The sequence below is a fragment of the Hydrogenimonas sp. genome, assembly GCF_029932565.1.
Classification (GTDB): domain Bacteria; phylum Campylobacterota; class Campylobacteria; order Campylobacterales; family Hydrogenimonadaceae; genus Hydrogenimonas.
Window position 1 is genome coordinate 1 of sequence record NZ_JAOZPV010000035.1, and the last position, 16,792, is coordinate 16,792.

The 16,792-nt window shown below is 45.6% G+C and carries 13 protein-coding genes; 5 read left to right on the forward strand and 8 right to left on the reverse strand.

Going from position 1 to position 16,792, the window contains the following annotated elements:
• Positions 1 to 180: 180 nt before the first annotated feature.
• Together Q1K24_RS05680 and Q1K24_RS05685 are read right to left on the reverse strand one after the other, a co-directional pair.
• Positions 181 to 384, reverse strand: coding sequence for a hypothetical protein (locus Q1K24_RS05680; RefSeq protein WP_300367301.1), 204 nt, complete (start codon positions 382 to 384; stop codon positions 181 to 183).
• Between the two features lie 158 nt (positions 385 to 542).
• Entirely contained in the window at positions 543 to 2,519 is a 1,977-nt protein-coding gene (locus Q1K24_RS05685; RefSeq protein WP_300367304.1) for a methyl-accepting chemotaxis protein, read from the reverse strand.
• Positions 2,520 to 3,049: 530 nt separating this feature from the next.
• Between Q1K24_RS05685 and Q1K24_RS05690 the strand changes: the two genes are divergently transcribed.
• The 4 genes from Q1K24_RS05690 to Q1K24_RS05705 are packed head-to-tail and all read left to right on the forward strand — an operon-like array spanning position 3,050 to position 8,770.
• Positions 3,050 to 4,195, forward strand: a complete 1,146-nt coding sequence (locus Q1K24_RS05690) for an FIST N-terminal domain-containing protein (protein ID WP_300367307.1) — start codon at positions 3,050 to 3,052, stop codon at positions 4,193 to 4,195.
• 5 nt (positions 4,196 to 4,200) lie between these two features.
• Positions 4,201 to 5,607, forward strand: coding sequence for an EAL domain-containing protein (locus Q1K24_RS05695; RefSeq protein ID WP_300367310.1), 1,407 nt, complete (start codon positions 4,201 to 4,203; stop codon positions 5,605 to 5,607).
• A gap of 28 nt (positions 5,608 to 5,635) precedes the next feature.
• Positions 5,636 to 6,742, forward strand: coding sequence for a response regulator (locus tag Q1K24_RS05700; RefSeq protein ID WP_300367313.1), 1,107 nt, complete (start codon positions 5,636 to 5,638; stop codon positions 6,740 to 6,742).
• Between the two features lie 15 nt (positions 6,743 to 6,757).
• Complete coding sequence (locus Q1K24_RS05705; protein WP_300367316.1) at positions 6,758 to 8,770, forward strand: FIST N-terminal domain-containing protein; 2,013 nt, start codon at positions 6,758 to 6,760, stop codon at positions 8,768 to 8,770.
• 94 nt (positions 8,771 to 8,864) lie between these two features.
• Here Q1K24_RS05705 and Q1K24_RS05710 read toward each other — a convergent pair whose 3' ends face one another.
• The 4 genes from Q1K24_RS05710 to recQ are packed head-to-tail and all read right to left on the reverse strand — an operon-like array spanning position 8,865 to position 11,520.
• Positions 8,865 to 9,164: a chorismate mutase gene (locus Q1K24_RS05710; protein WP_300367319.1), complete on the reverse strand. Its 300-nt coding sequence runs from the start codon at positions 9,162 to 9,164 to the stop codon at positions 8,865 to 8,867.
• A 26-nt stretch (positions 9,165 to 9,190) separates the two neighbouring features.
• Complete coding sequence (locus tag Q1K24_RS05715) at positions 9,191 to 9,436, reverse strand: hypothetical protein (protein WP_300367322.1); 246 nt, start codon at positions 9,434 to 9,436, stop codon at positions 9,191 to 9,193.
• Entirely contained in the window at positions 9,429 to 9,704 is a 276-nt protein-coding gene (locus Q1K24_RS05720) for a hypothetical protein (protein WP_300367325.1), read from the reverse strand. The genes Q1K24_RS05715 and Q1K24_RS05720 overlap by 8 nt, the downstream gene beginning before the upstream one ends.
• On the reverse strand, positions 9,691 to 11,520 hold the full coding sequence (gene recQ / locus Q1K24_RS05725; protein ID WP_300367328.1) for a DNA helicase RecQ: 1,830 nt from the start codon (positions 11,518 to 11,520) through the stop codon (positions 9,691 to 9,693). The genes Q1K24_RS05720 and recQ overlap by 14 nt, the downstream gene beginning before the upstream one ends.
• Before the next feature lie 193 nt (positions 11,521 to 11,713).
• On the opposite strand from recQ, the gene Q1K24_RS05730 reads away from it, so the two are divergent.
• Positions 11,714 to 13,489: a diguanylate cyclase gene (locus tag Q1K24_RS05730; protein WP_300367330.1), complete on the forward strand. Its 1,776-nt coding sequence runs from the start codon at positions 11,714 to 11,716 to the stop codon at positions 13,487 to 13,489.
• A 26-nt stretch (positions 13,490 to 13,515) separates the two neighbouring features.
• Here the strand turns inward: Q1K24_RS05730 and Q1K24_RS05735 are convergent, their stop codons facing one another.
• Positions 13,516 to 15,309 (reverse strand): HD domain-containing phosphohydrolase, encoded by a 1,794-nt coding sequence (locus Q1K24_RS05735; protein ID WP_300367332.1) that lies wholly within the window; start codon positions 15,307 to 15,309, stop codon positions 13,516 to 13,518.
• A 232-nt stretch (positions 15,310 to 15,541) separates the two neighbouring features.
• Entirely contained in the window at positions 15,542 to 16,567 is a 1,026-nt protein-coding gene (amrS, locus tag Q1K24_RS05740) for an AmmeMemoRadiSam system radical SAM enzyme (protein WP_300367334.1), read from the reverse strand.
• Positions 16,568 to 16,792: the final 225 nt, after the last annotated feature.

A 16,792-nucleotide genomic window follows, 5' to 3' on the forward strand; every position in this document is an offset into this window, starting at 1 on the left:
ACAAAAATGCCCTTGCGGCTCTCGAATGTGTCAGAGAAGGCACCTGTTTGCAGGATATCAATACCGTTATCGAGTATTTTCAAAAAGCGGAAGAAGCGAGCAATGAACTTTTTATCATTATCGACAACATGCTTACAGAGGCAAAAAACGGTTGAAAATTTCAATTGCCCATACTGAAAGTCAGAGGAGCTTCAGTATCAAATCATTCAGTTTGTTGACATGTCTGTTTTTACCGCCCGTTCTTTTGTAACAGAGTGAACATGTCGGATAGAGGTCAGCGGCATATCGGGAACAGTTTCTTTTTTTAAGCAGACGGTACCGCCATTTGCAGATGGATGGGAATGAAGGGACACAAAGCGGATCGGCATCTTTCCGCTTTCTCATAAACCACTCCTGAATATGCCACATCGCTTACCCCTTGAAATGCAAAACTCATCTCAACGGTTATGATAATAAAAAAAAGTGTCAATTAAGTGTCGCGAATCATTCCTTCTCATACAAAAGACTCCTGCTTTTCATTCTTTGTGGATCTCCTCAAAATATCAAATCGTAAACTTCGACAATTCATTTTTCAGTTCAGTCGCATTATCCGCGAGCACATTCGCCACGCTGTCCACCTCTTCTCTATGTTTAACATTTTGGCTTGATATTGCAATGAATTCATCCATACATGCGATAAGATCTTTTGTTTTTGTAGCGATATAGGTACTTTGATACATTACACTCTTCGACTTCTTCGTTGTTTCCGTAAGATTTATCTGCGTCTTTTTTGAGGAGAGAATCAAATTCTGTGCCGATTCTGCAATATGGCTCATATCTTTCGATGTACTGGTAACACCGATGGAGATCTCTTCGACAGCCTGGGTTATCAGGTTGATATTCATGCCGATTTCACTCAGACTTTTCTGGGTTCGTTCTGCAAGCTGCCTGACTTCGTCTGCGACTACGGCGAAACCGCGTCCATGTTCTCCTGCCCTGGCCGCCTCGATTGCCGCATTCAGAGCCAGTAGATTGGTCTGATCGGCAATATCGGATATGATCGAGAGAACATCTTTGATACTTTTTGCATGTTCAGTCAGAGAGGCGACTTTTTCCACAAGCTCCTGCTGCCGTACATTTCCCGCTTCGATATCATTGACAACGGTATCGAGTTTTGATACGAAATGATCCAATACGGTAAAAGTTGTATCGAGGTCCTCTGTCACCGTTACGGAAGCCTCCTCCACATCATCGAGTTTTTTACCTACTTCCGATATCAAAGAATTCATCGTTTTCACTTTCACATCCGCACTTTTTCCATTCTCCATAAGCGCATGTGACACCATATTCAGCTTTTCGTTTTCGGCCTGGGTGGACAGAGCCACATCTTTGGCTCTGTAGACACTCTCTTTGAAGGCTGATATCATCCTGTGCAGTGCTCTGGATATTTGAGAAATTTCATCCTCTCCCTCTACAATCACATCGCAGCTCAAATCCAGGTCACTTGATACACATTCGATTTTTTCCAAACTGCTCTGGACACTTCTATAAATGTTTTTGCTGACGAAAAACAGAATGAACAGAATAGCAACCGCGAAACCTATGACAACTGACAAAATAACGGAATTTTTTAAAATCAGTTCATCTTTCAGCCGTTCGATCATGCCCATATTCATCATGGCGATACCGTCATCCACTTTTTTGAGCAGATTTATCTTTTGTGTAATCGTATCAAACCAGACAATACTGTCGATTCCAAATCCTCCCTCTTTTGCGTTTGTTTTTGCAATCTTCCGCATCTTTTCAACCTCTTGAACAACCGGTGCATCCATGACGCTGTAAAAAAATTCAGTCATATCTTTCGGTGCAATACTTAAAAAAGCGTCCATGTATGTATCCTGGCTGGCAAGCAGAAGGACAAATCTCGTATATAAACCATCGTCAAATTTGTCCGCTGAAAAAACGGCACTCAAAACAGCCCTTTCAATACCGGCTTTATCTTTTGCCTTCAGAAAATTAACATAACCATCCAATGCTTTCACCAACGAAGGGGTATCGGTAAGTCTCGCCGTCAGAGCCACGATATCGAGAATATGATTGTTCAGTCCCGTATAAAATGCTACTTCGTTCTCGACGCCTATTTCCAGCATATCCACTCTCTTCCGTATTCCGTCGATCTTTTCGATATCCGAAAGAAGTATATCGGTTTGCCGTCTCAATTCATCCGCATAGCTTTCCATATCCATTTTCGCCAAAGTCTTTTTCAGATTCTTTATATGGGTATTGGTAGAGATACGCTGACTTGCAAGCATCTCCGTGAATTTTTTCCCACTGGATCCGATAAATCCGGCACTCACACCTCTCTCCTTTTGTGTCTCGTGTATCAAAAGACTAAGTTTCTGTGAGAGCAGATTCAACTCTTTGGTCCGTTCCAGCGACGCTCTATCCTCTACAGCCTGCAAAACATTGATACCGATAATGACAATACAAAATACGATCACAAGGACTGTAATAAGTCTGAGCTTGGCCTTAATGGTCATTTCGGAACTTTCTGACTTGCAACATGTTTGTCAATCCCAACTCTTCCAACAAAGAGAAAAGCTGTTCGTCCGCAATGTGCATCTGTATACCGATTCCTTTTTTGAGAGTAAGCCCATGCAGATATCTGATTACCGAGGATGTAAGGGATATTGAATCTATCAAATGAAACACAATATCTCTATGTGAATCCAGTAATGGTTCAATAGCCGCCACAATAACATCGTAATCGGAAATGGTCTTTATATTGCCCTTTATCGTTATGGTGTTGAAAGATGTGGAAACTTCCATGGTTTCTCCTTGCTATCAATTTAATTTATGATTTATTTGCTTGTCATGGTAATTAAAATGAGAGTCATTCCGGTGTCAAACAAATGCTTCATATCTACCGCTCAAGCGATTTTTCATCTTAAAAAAGCATTCATACGATATCTTTTTGCATCAGTATGCATTTTTTTAAAAATTGACATCAATTTGACACTTCCACTTGAATAGTATTATTATTAATTAAAAATATCCGAAGAGTGTAATTATGCAATGTAAAATTATCGTGTCCAAAAACTCCTCGCTTTACAGTGCTATCGAGGAGATCGACAGACAATATGAAGTGGAAATGGGAATCGATGGATACGATTTTCTGTTGATCGCTCTCTCTCCCCATTATCCGACGTATGACATCAATGAAACAATTGCACGCTTTTTTGATCCTGAAAAAGTGTGCGCTTTCCATGCTCTTGATTCATTCTGCAACGAGCAGATCATATCGCATGGGATTACCGCACTTTTCATCAAGTTTGAACGAAAAGGAAGCATCTCGTATTTCATACAGGAGGAGATTGGCAACCGGCAGATAGAGAGACTCGAACAAACAGCCGACTATCTTAAAAGCCATCACGATGCCCAGCATATTATCATCGGTGGCCTCTGTTCCAATCGTTTTGCCTTTTTTATTGAAAAACTGAATCACTACGATATTCCCGTCGACAACCTGATAGGCGGTATTTCATCGGGCAACACCTTTGCCGAAGAGGCATTGACCTATCAGTTTCATAATGGACAGATCATCAAAGATGGTTTCATCATCCTATCATTTCACAACGTATCGATGTCAACAGAAATTTCAACAGGATTCGTTCCAATTGGTGTCCAGTATACGGTAACCAAAGCCAACGGATATAAAATTTTCGAAGTCGACGAATCACAATCTTTTCTCTATACGATCGAAAAACTGACACGGGACATAGAAGAGTTCAAACCGGAATATTTATGGTATACGCCGTTGGTCATTATAAAAGATCAAAGCGAAGAGCTTATAACACTGCGCACTTTTAAAGAAATGGGCGATGGATGGGTGGAGTTTTATGGTCCGGTCAAAGAGGGACAAAAAATAAAACTCTCCTATGGCGAATCCACACACTTGCTCAAAGCCGACAGGGAATCGGCTTACAAACTTGCCGAAACTCTTCCTGAACCGGAACTATTATTCAATTTTTCCTGCATCGCACGTCAATATGTGTTGGAAGACCATCAATGTGAAGAAAACCAGATGTATCGAAACTATCTGCACGCTCCTTTATTCGGTTTCTTTACCTTTGGTGAGATAGGACACGATGAGGGGAAAAAGAGTCTTCAGTTCTATAATGAAACATCGCTTCTGATCGGAGTAGCCGAAAAATGAGAGAGTTGATAAAAAAACAACTGCTTTTCAACCTTCTGAGCGAAGTAACCAAACGGTATGACTACATCATGATACAAAATGCAAAAATATTCGATGAAATTACCCATAAAGCGATGCATGACGAATTGACCGATCTGTACAATCGCTACTATTTTATTGACCAGCTTAAACGTGCTATCGCATCTTCCAGACGTCATGGAATATATGGTGCCGTCTTATTTATCGATTTGGACAATTTCAAAATTATCAACGATACAGCAGGACATAAAGCGGGGGACACTCTGCTGCAACTGATAGCCAAAAAACTCTTCGAAGTACTTCGGGAAGAGGATATCATCGCCCGTTTCGGGGGTGACGAATTCGTCATTCTCATTGAAAACCTGGGAAAAGAACAGAAAAAGGCCGTCGAAACCCTGAAAATCATCGCCGACAAGCTGCTCGAATCGATCAATTATGGTCATATTGTCAATCGTAAAATCTATCATATTACTGCCAGCATCGGTATTGCACTCTTCAACAACAATTCCATTACCGTCAGCGATATTTTACGGTATGCCGACAGCGCGATGTATGAAGCCAAAAAGAAGGGAAAGTCCCAAATCATATTTTTCAATCCGAAAATCGAAGAGAAACTGCAAAAAAGGGTACTGATGGAAACATCCATCCGGCAGGGTATTGAAGGAAAAGAGTTTTTTCTCGTTTTCCAGCCCCAGGTCGACTTCACCGGCAAGATCATCGGTGCCGAAGCGCTCGTTCGCTGGAACAACAGAGAACAAGGAATCATCCCGCCAGCACAATTTATCCCTTTCGCCGAAGAAACCAAGATGATTATCAAAATAGGAGAGTGGCTGCTGCATGAAGCGTGCAAAACTCTCATACGTTGGCAAAAAAATCCAACTACCAAAGGGCTCAAGCTCTCCATCAACTGCAGTCTCATTGAATTCATGGAGCCGGATTTCGATACCAAAGTCATTGAAACCGTCAAACAACACAACGTAGATCCCTCGCTTTTGACACTGGAAATTACCGAGAGTCTTCTGGTACAAAACAACTCGGCCGTCAAAAAGGCCATACGAACCCTCCGTGAATTCGGAATTTCCATTGCGCTGGACGATTTTGGTACCGGCTACTCGTCCCTCTCCTATCTTAAAAATTTTCCGATCAACATTTTGAAAATCGATCGGGTATTCATCCGTGACATATTCCTTGACCATTCCGACCAGGCCCTCGTACGTGCAATTTTTTCCGTTGCCCAGGATTTTGGCATAGATGTAGTCGTGGAAGGTGTCGAGAAAGCGGAGCAGGAGATGACTCTCAGAGCTATCGGAGGAGAACATTTTCTGGTCCAGGGATTTCTCTACGGCAAACCGATGGGATTCGAGCAGTTCGAACATATCCTTGAAGATTGTTGAATGAACTTTCAAAACAGGAGATTTTTCATTGCATAGAATAAAAAACTTTTTAGACAACAATGCTAAATTCGAAATTCTCGTTATCGAAGATGCCGTGATGATCAACAACGCCATCAAGACAAACCTCGAAAAGGAAAATTATATCGTTCATCAGGCATTTGATCTCCGTTCTGCGTATCAAATGATGGAAAAGTTTTCTGTCGATTTGGTCGTTCTCGATCTGCATTTGCCTGATGGAAATGGTGAAGAGTTGATATACGAACTTCGTGAAAAAAATGAGAAAGCCAAATTTGTCATTTTTACATCGGACAATGATCTGTCGCGACGCGACGAACTTTTCAAACTCGGTATCGTCGATTACATTCTTAAAGGAAAACCGGCCCAGATCATTTTCCATGAGCTGAACAACATTATTCAAAGATTGCGATACAACAGCAACTTTAAACTTCTTATTGTGGAAGACTCCGTTATTGTACGTAAAATGATACGCAGAATCATCGAACCAAGAGGTTACTTGATTGTAGAGGTGGAACGAGGCGAAGAGGCGCTGGAAAAAATCGATACGGAAAAACCGGATATTGTGCTGCTCGACCTGGAATTGCCCGATATGAGCGGTATGGATATACTTAAACAGATAAAACGCAAAAGTATCCATTTCCATCTTCCTGTTTTTATCATCTCATCACATACCGATATCGAAACATTGCGAAACGTTTACAAAGAGGGAGCATCCGAATTTTTGAAAAAACCTTTTTTGGCTGAAGAGCTTCTCGTCAAAATCGACAATTGGATTGATCGGAAAGAGGTAGAAAGGAACCTCCATTCCGACAATCATCTATTGACACAGTTTCGTGGTATTCTCTCTGAATCGATCGGTTTGGCAATCTTCTCATCCAATGATATACTTGTGTGGAAAAACGATCTATTCACACAGAAAATCGGCGACTATTCGAGTTTGGCCGAAATTCTTCACTCTTTTAACTTCGAAAGTCACGACCTATTTGACTCCTTGTTGCAAGAACAGAAAGTTTTGGATTACAAGATATTGAAATTGAATCTTGTTTTAAAACTTTTTCCGATTACCGATATAGATAAAAGAGTCAAAAACATCATGGCAGTCGTAACAGCGATCTGACTATAAAAGCGGAAAATGGCAATAAACACATATATTCATCACTATAAATCGCCCGAAAATTGGGAAAATTTTGTTTCCGAACTCCCATTTGTTCCATCCAGCGAATCTATTCTCATACAGGTTTTTGCATCGGTGTTTGACCGATCCAGACTTGATACTGTGGCAAAGAGAATATATCAATCATTTCCTGAAGCGGCTATTATCGGCACGACAACAGCCGGTGAGATAGCAGATGCAAAACTTCATGAAAACAATATTCTTGTCGTCGTTACATTTTTTGAAAAAACCGTTGTCCATTCCGCATCAACGGTTTCGGACAATAGCTATATCCTTGGCGAAGAACTGGCCGAAAAACTGAAAACCAATCACCCTGCTGCGGCGATTCTCTTCGTCGATGGGCTAAATCACAACGGCGATTTTTTTCTTCAGGGATTTACAAAAAAGTTTGCCAAATCTGTTTCAATCCATGGCGGTATGGCTGGCGACGGAATGCATTTCAAAAAAACACTCGTTTTGCATCGGGACAAATGGATGGAAAAGGGTGCGGTCGGTGTAGTACTCGACAGTATTTCATTACGAATTCATAAAAATTATCATTTAAGCTGGAAACCGATTGGCAAAATGATGGAGATCACCAAAGCTTCATCATGTAGAGTCTGGGAGATTGACAATCGACCTGTCTGCGAAGTATATCAGAAGTACCTGGGTGAAGAGATCGCTCGCAACATGCCCGCATCCGCATCTCTTTTCCCACTGCTGTTGCAACAAGATGGCATCAGCATCGCACGTGCCATCACGACTGTTCATTCCGATGGATCTGCGACTTTCGCAGGTGATCTTCCCGTTGGCAGCCAGGTCCGTTTTGGAATAGGCAATTTCCACTGGCTTTTGGAAGATTCCGGCAAAACTCTTCATAATTTGGAAAACAGGTCCGTGGAATCAATTTTTATCTACTCCTGTGCCGCGCGTAAAACATTCATTGGACAGGAAATTGATCGAGAATTTTATCACATTTCCCAAATTGCCCCAACAGCCGGTTTTTTTACCTATGGAGAATTCTACACTTTTTGGGATTCCAACAGATTGTTGAATATTACTACTACGGTTTTGGGGCTGAGTGAAACGTACGATTACATCAGCCAACCGGAAGAGGAGAATGAAGCTAATACATCCACAAAAGATTCAAATTTTTCAAAAAATCTGACGTTCAATGCATTGGTTCATCTTATCAGCAAAGTACAGGAAGATTTTGAAAAAAGCGAAAAAGAGTTGAAAAGAACCAAAGATTATCTGAATCAATATGTCTGTTCCCTTGATGAGGAGCTCATCGTCTCGAAAACCGACTCCAATGGTATCATCACATTTGTCAACCAACCATTTGTCACAATCAGCGGTTATAAAAAAGAGGAGCTAATTGGCAAACTTCACAATATCCTCATAGATCCGCATATGCCTACAAAGATTTTCAAGAGTATGTGGCAGACTATTCGAACCGGAAACGTTTGGAAGGGTGAATTAACCAATAGAAAAAAGGATGGGACACGATATCATGTTAAAAGTCTCATTATTCCCATCAAAAATTCCCGTGGAGAGGTCGTTGAATACATCTGTATTTTTGAGGATATCAGTAATGCTGTCACAGGAAAAATTAAAAAAGACCGACAGAATGAATTCATAAAATTTCTTTTCAACTCCGTGGAAAGTATCGTCATGATTCTAAGAAACGAGAAAGTAGTTATGGTCAATAACCATTTTTACGAAATATTATCCAATTACGATCTGGAGAGTTTCAAAAACGGTGAAAAGAACATCAATGAACTTTTTGTTGAAAAAGAAGGGTTTCTATCTTCCAGAGCGATGGAAAATGGCAATTGGTATGATTCTGTCATACACTCTCCGCATCTACAACATTATGCTGCAATCAACGATCGATGGGGAAATGAGCACATCTTTATTATACAGGGCAGAGAGATAGTTTTTGAAAACAGTAAATACATTATTCTGTCGTTTTCGGATATAACACACTAATTCAAAAGATAGTTTCAAATTATTTTGAATCATTCCTTCTGAATCCCTATCCTTCCATTAAAAAACATCTCCCCTTTCATATCTTGGCGGTCCATCAGAATGAACCCTTGTTTCTCAATTCGGCAATCTCCGTCTCGACCATCGCGTCGATCATCTGTTTGTAGATATCGGCGACCATATTGGGTGAAACTCCCAGTGTAAGCGCTTTGTGGCGCACATGATTGAGCACATCGTCGATCCGGTCGTCGGCCTTGATCTCGTCGACCGTATGCTTGAAGTTGGCGGCCTGCTTGATATAGTCGTTGCGCACGGCGATCAGTTCGACAATTTTTTCGTCGACCTTGTCGATCTCTTTGCGAAGCTCTTCCAGTGTCTTGCACTCTTTGATTTCCATGACACCCCTTTATAGAGAAAATCGTTTTAGCTTATTTTATCCAAAAAATCCCCGCTCTCTCTGTAGCGTTTGAACTCTTCGTAGAGTTCGCCACACTCCCAGACTTCCATAAGATCGTCCTCAATATCACGTACGATTTCATCGAATGTTTCGAGCAACTCCCCGAGCTCCTCTTCCCGTTCGAAATCTCCTTCTCTTGCAAAGATCGCTTTCGCCGACTCGATAAAGGGACGCAAATCGTCCCGGATCAGAGATTTCAGGTCGTCACACATCCTCTTCGTCCTGGGAAGACTCGATCATCTCTTCGAGCTCTTTGAAAATATCGGCACACTCCTCTTCACCGACTTCCCCGGCTTCCAGATCGTGAAGCAGATCGGTAAACGCCGTTCGCAGTTCCTGCAGTTCGGCATACTCCGTTTTTGCCGCCTCATCCGCGTTCTTCGCATCTGCAATGATCTCGAACAATTCATCAATCGCCTCTTCCACATCGGGAATCACTTCGATCTCCAGCAGTTCCTTCAACTCGTCACACGTCGCCATCTCTCAACTCCTTCAAAACTTGCAGGAACGCGTCGCCGTAGCGCTCAAATTTCACTTCTCCGACACCGCTGATCTCCAACATGGCCTCTTTCGTCGTCGGGAGCGATGCCGCCATCAGCGCCAGCGTCTTGTCACCAAAGACGATGTAGGCCGGTACCCCCTCTTTTTCGGCAATCTCGCGCCGCAATGTTCTTAGTTTATCGAAAATCACCTTATCGTACGCGATATCGGACGGTATCGTTTTGGAAATTTTCGCTTTTTTCTCCTGAACCCGCAGCCGATCCGCCCGAATTTTTACAGACCCGTTTCCCTTCAGTATTTCCACGCCCGCCGGCGTCAGAGTCAGGTTCCGGTGTTCACCCCTCGCGAGCGCACCCAGCTCCATCAGACGTTCGACAATCACTTCCCACTCCGCTCTGTTCCGTGCTTTTCCAATGCCGTACACGGTGAGTCTGTCATGCCCAAATTGGTGGATCTTCCGATTTTCGCTTCCCCGAAGCAGGTCGATAAGATGGTTTTTCCCGAAGTTCTGTCCCGTCCGGTAGATCGCCGACAGGAACTTCCGCGCCTCTTCGGTAATATCGATCTTTTCACCGGCGGGAGCCATGCAGTTGTCGCAGCGCGATCCGCATGCCTCCATCGACTCCCCGAAATAGCGCGCGAGCTGCCCGTGGCGGCATGATTCGCTCCGGCAGAACCCCACCATTTTCTCCAGTTTGTCGAAAGCATGCTGTCTGTAGGGGCCATCTTCCAGCTCTTCGATCAGTGAGGCACGCTGCGCCGCATCGGCGGCACTGTAGAGAAGCAGTGTTTCGCTGGGCAGCCCGTCCCGTCCTGCCCGGCCGATCTCCTGGTAGTAATTCTCCAGTGTCTTGGGCATGCTGGTATGCGCAACATAGCGGATGTTCGATTTGTCGATACCCATGCCGAACGCCACCGTTGCCACGATCACATCGGCTTCGTCATGGACGAAAGCGCGGTACGCCTCCTGCCGGGTATCCTTCGGAAGTCCGGCGTGGTATGCCATCGCCCTGAACCCTTTACGCACCAGATCCTCGGCAATCCTTTCCGCACTGTTGCGGGTAAAGGTATAAACGATACCGCTCTCGCCTTCGAATCGTTTCAGAAAGTCGACCAGCTGCCTCTTTCCGTCTCCGATACGCGGTTCGGCACGGATCAGAAGGTTGTCACGGTAGACCGATCCCCGCAGCCGTACAGGATTTCGCAACCCAAGCTGCCGGACGATGTCCTCTTCCACCTCCCGGGTGGCCGTCGCCGTGAACGCTGCCACGGGAACCTGCGGAAAATGCTCTTTCAAAAGTCCAAGACGCCGGTAGTCTTCACGAAATTCATGGCCCCATTCACTGACACAGTGCGCTTCGTCAATGACAAACGATGCGACCGGAAGCGATTGCAGCAGGTCGAGAAATCCATGCATCGCAAAACGCTCCGGCGCGATATAGAGAAGTTTCAGCGATCCTTCACGAAGCCGCAGCACGATGTTTTCAATCTCTTTGGACGTTTGCATCGAACCGATCATCTCCGCCTCGATACCCTGCAGCTTCAATGCCCTCACCTGATCGTGCATCAGCGCAAGCAGCGGTGAGACAACGACCGTCACCCCCTCTTTGAGAATGGCCGGCAGCTGGTAACAGAGCGACTTTCCTCCTCCTGTGGGAAGAATCATCACCAGATCGCGGTTGTCAAGAGTCGCACGCACAGCATCACGCTGCAATGGTCTGAAACCGGAATGACCAAATCTCTTTTTCAATACCGAGTGGATAGTTCCCTCGTCTCTGTGATTACACTCATCCATCTTTACTCTCTATCCATTCGAGGTGCCCTCAGTTCAATTTTCATATAACGGGTAATCTTATCATATTTCAGACAATGACCGTTTCGCACCAAAACAACCGAAATCGGTTCTATTTAAGCTCCCGGTCACGGCTAATATGTTAGTATTTATGACATTTTGCCTGGTATTCGATCGGAGAAAAGGAGCAGTTTTTTTGCAAAGACTCCAGAAGCTTCCCATAAAAATCGTATATGTCGAAGATAACGAAGAGATACGGCATCTGACAGCGGAATATCTCGAAAACCATGTCGCGTCGCTCTATACGGCCGGCAATGGAGAAGAGGGACTCGCTCTTTTGCAGGAAGTGGAACCTGACGTCGTGATCACCGATATGGAAATGCCCGTCATGAACGGTCTTGACATGATCAAGAAGATTCGGGAAGAGAGGCCGGACATTCCCATTTTCGTTACGACTACGTACGAAGACACCCTCTATTTGACCGAAGCGATCAAATACGGAATCACCCACTATATCTACAAGCAGTCCGATCCCGCCAGACTTCTGGATTCGATCCGTGACTTTTTCAAGCTGATCCACAACAGTTTTCTGACGATGGAACTCACCGAAGAGGGAGACATTCTTTCGGTCAGCGACACGTTTGCACATTTTCTTGGATTCTCGAAAGAGGAGCTTCTGCACAAACCGGTCGACTCTCTTCTTGTGCCCTTGAACGATGTGAAACAGACATCTTTTCTCTCCCGCCTTCAGACATTCGAACAGGTTGAAAATCTGCAGGCTGTGTTTAGAAAGAGAAGTGGTGCGGAAGTACTCCTGAGCGGCGCAGGCAAATTGATCTCCGAAAATGAAAACAACCAGAATATCTACGAAACACACTGGTATCCCATCGAATGCCTTCTGCGCTCGCATCGCGAAATTACGGAGCGGCTCCAAAAGGAGTGCTATCTCAAATCTTTGATGCAGCTGCACGCCTATATCAGCCAGGAGGCGATGCGATCCTCCGATATCGAAACGTTCCTACAGGATATTCTGGACCGACTGCCTACGATCGATCCGGATCTCAGCGGCTGCCTCCTCTCCCAATCCAATGCACTCGCACTTCGCAACGGCACCCGGACCGCCGATATCGATTTCGATCGTCTCTTCCCCGTACCCATCGATCTTGAAAACAGCGAGCATGAGAAGATCTATCTCCCCTGTTTTCTGGCAGCCATCTACGACAAGATGATTTTCATCGACGATATTGGCCATCTTGCCGATTCGCCATTCAAATCGGCACTCACGGAGTATGGCATTGTTACACTTGTCTCGATACCACTCGATCAGACATCTCTCGCGTCTAAAAGTGTCTTGACCCTGATGTTCGGACATCACCAGAAATTCGACAAAGAGGAACTCGACCTCTGGCAGAATATCGCCAATACGATGGGGTTTGGAATCGAATCGATCAATCTGCGTCTCGAACGCGATGCCCTGATCCGAAAATTGGATACGATGGCGCACACCGACAATCTCACGGGCATCATCAATCGTTACCGGGGTGTCGAACTGCTGGAGAGCGAAATCGTACGGGCGAAACGGTACGAAAAGATCTTCTCCATTATCTTTTTCGATATCGACAATTTCAAAAAAATCAACGACACGTACGGGCATCATATGGGGGACAAGGTGTTGATCAAAGTGGCCGAGTCGATCGATGGGGCACTGCGCAGTACGGATGCATTGATTCGATGGGGCGGCGAAGAGTTTCTTATCCTGCTGCCGGAAACCTCCCTCCACGATGCCGTGCATCTGGCACAGAAACTTCGGAAACGGATCGAGCAGCGCGACAGCGGCATTCCGATACCCGTGACGGCCAGTTTCGGCGTCACGGAGTGGGATCGTGATCAGTCTCTCGACATTCTGATATCGCGGGCAGACAGCAAGATGTACGAAGCGAAACGGGAGGGACGCAACCGCATCGCCTATTGACCCGGGGGGCTTTCAGCAGACTCCGATTATCGTGTCAGATTTTTTCTGATCTCCAGGAAGAGATCGATATGTTCCAGAAAAAGATCGATCAGATGGGGATCGAACTTTTTCCCGCGCTCTTTCTTCATATAGTCGATGATCTCGTCGGTTTTCCACCCGTTTTTGTAAACCCTGTCCATACTCAATGCGTCGAAGACATCCGCAATCGCGACGATACGGCCGAAAATATGGATATCCTGGCCCCGTTTTCCGATCGGATACCCCGAGCCGTCGAAATTTTCGTGATGCTCCGATGCCACGATACGCGCCGCTTTCATAAATGGCCTTTCGGAATGGCCGAAGAGTTCGCCGCCGATCAGCGCATGGCGTTTCATAATCGCGAACTCTTCCTGTGTCAGTTCTCCTTTTTTCAGAAGAATCTCGTCCGGAATCGCGATTTTGCCGACATCGTGCATCGGGGCGACAACGGAGAGCAGCTCCACATCTTCATCGCTCAAACCGGCGAGCTGGGCCAGCAGACGGCTGTACTCCGCCACGCGTTTAACATGGTTCCCGGTTTCGCGCGACCTGCTCTCCGCCACCTCACCAAGAATGTAGAGAAGCTCCTTCTGCGTCGTTTTGATCTCTTCATTGAGCTTGATGATATCGGTGATGTCATTGTGGATGCTGATGATCTCCTCGATCTCACCGTTGATTTTGTAAATCGGTATAAATACGGAATCGGCCACATGCAGGACATGCTCTTTGTCCTGGCAGCGAATGCGTTTTCTCAGAATACTTCGACGCTCGATCGCTTCGGCGACATGCCGTTTGAGAACCGCCTCGATATTCGGACAGAGTTGATAGAAGGAGCGCCGTTTCAGCTGGTTGGGTTTGAAACCGAATATGCTGTCAAACCGTGTGTCGGTTTTGAGAATCGTACCGTCTTCCAAAAATCGGCAGATGGCTGTCCCTTCGTTGATCGCATTTTGATACTGTTCGAGAAAATGAATCTTTTCATGCAGTGTGTCTTGTGTTTCGTCGAGTTCGTTTTTCAAAATTTTCCGGTAATTGACGAGCTCCGTGATATCTTCGAGGAGCATCATGAACTGGTAGGTGGGTGTTTCGGTGTCGTAGAGAGGAATCAGCGTCGCTTTGAACGTCAGCTCCATATCGAGCTGGGTGATGAGATGAAGCTCACCATGCCAGCTGTCACCTTTGCCGATCGCTTCGAAAAGCGAATCGTAGCGATGGAAATGGTGGTCTTTGTAAATCAGGCTTTCGAACGGTTCGCCGACAAGCAGATCGATGGGATAGTTGAGCCGCAGAGCCATCGAATCGTTGATCTGCTTGATACGCCCTTCATCATCGATATAGATAAGAAGCGCCTCCTCCTCGATGGCGAGATAGTGCTGGGCCATCGTCGCCTGTACGCGGCGTTTGGCCCGGTCATAGGTTATCTTTTTCGCCAGATCCTCGACAGTACGGATCAATTCATTCACTTTGACAGGTTTGCGGATGAATGCATTGATCTTTGCATCGATCGCCGCAAAGAGATGGTGCTGGTCACTGTAGGACGCAGTCAGGACAATCGGTATCTCCGGATCTTCGGCACGAATCATTTTCGACATTTTGATGCCGTCCATTTTCGGCATCTTCAAATCGGTTACGACGATATCCGGCTTGTGCCGCTCGAAGAGTTTGAGACCGACCTTGCCGTTTTCCGCTATCCATAATGTTTTGACACGCGGACCAAGAAAGGGAATGACATAGTTACGTATCTCTTTTTCGTCCTCGACATACAGAACCGTACACGACTCCAACGGATTCTCGAGTTCCACCTACGACCTTTGCTTGGAAGGATGCATTTGCACGTATTGCACGAGACCGGGTGACGTCCCGGTCATATAAAATACTCAACTGCCGATATTAAGCAAAAAGCTTTCCAAACTTGACGGAAAAGAGAGTGAATTCCTCTTTTTTTTGAAAAAAGACCCATTTTTGCACCAAAACCTGAATGGTTCTGTATATTTGCATTTGAATTTATTTAATTCTAATATATTATGTGACAAATTATTTCCATACACCTGCGATATGGGTATGACATTTGGGACAATTGCCCGCTTCGTCAAGGTGATTCAACACCTGCTCGCCGATATATCCCTGCCGTTCGATCACTTTGAAACCGCACTCGGGGCAGTAGGTCGATTCGCGATCGGCGTCGGGGTAGTTGCCGACATAGATATATTTCAATCCCGCCTCCTTGCCGATTTCGTAAGCTCTAACCAGTGTTTCGATAGGAGTGACGGGACGGTCGAGCATCTTGTAGTCCGGGTGGAATCGTGAGATATGCCATGGCATATCGGGACTCAGATCCGCCTGGAATTTCGCAATCTCCCTCAGCTCCTTGTCACTGTCGTTGATACCGGGGATGATCAGCGTCGTCGTCTCGATCCAGATCCCTTTTTCGTGGGCGTGCTCGATCGCCTGAAGCACCGGTTTGAGACGGCCGCAGCTGATCTTTCTGTAGTTCTCGTCATCGAAATATTTGATGTCGATATTCATCGCGTCGATATAGGGTGCCAGCTCGTCGATCGCCTTGCGGGTCTCGAAGCCGCTTGTCACATAGATGTTTTTGAGCCCCTTCTCTTTCGCCAGCTTCGCCGTGTCATAGGTGTATTCGAAATAGACGATCGGCTCGTTGTAGGTATAGGCCACCGATTTCGATCCGGTCTCCAGTGCCAGCTCTACGATCCTTTCAGGCGGCAGATCCTGCCCAAAAACCTCGTAGTTATGGGTTTGGGGATGCTGACTGATCTCCCAGTTCTGACAGAACTTGCAGCAGAAGTTACACCCGACTGTCCCGATCGAAAAGACAGGTGTGTCGGGCAGAAAGTGGAAAAGCGGCTTTTTTTCGACCGGATCGACATGGACCGCAGCAGCCAGACCGTAGACCGTCGATTTGAGTTTCCCCTTTTCGTTGACCCGGACGCCGCATTTGCCGTATTCGCCCGGTTCCAGCTTGCAGGCGTGCCCGCACGCCAGACAGAGGACCTTTCCATCTTTGAGCTCTTTGCTCAGCCACGCATCGTGTGCCATGACATCCTCCTTCGGAATGGTATTGATCTGACTAAAGGATACATCACACGCGATTAAGAGAAGGTGAGATGGATTGTGGGAATGTGAGGACGCGCTTCGCGCTGGTGAGAAGGTGAGAAGGTAATTTTCAATGCATTCCTACATTCTCACAAGCCGCGAAGCGGCGACCCCACAGTCTCACATTTTCTATCCCACTTTCACCAGTTCCAGACTGTCGAGAAAATA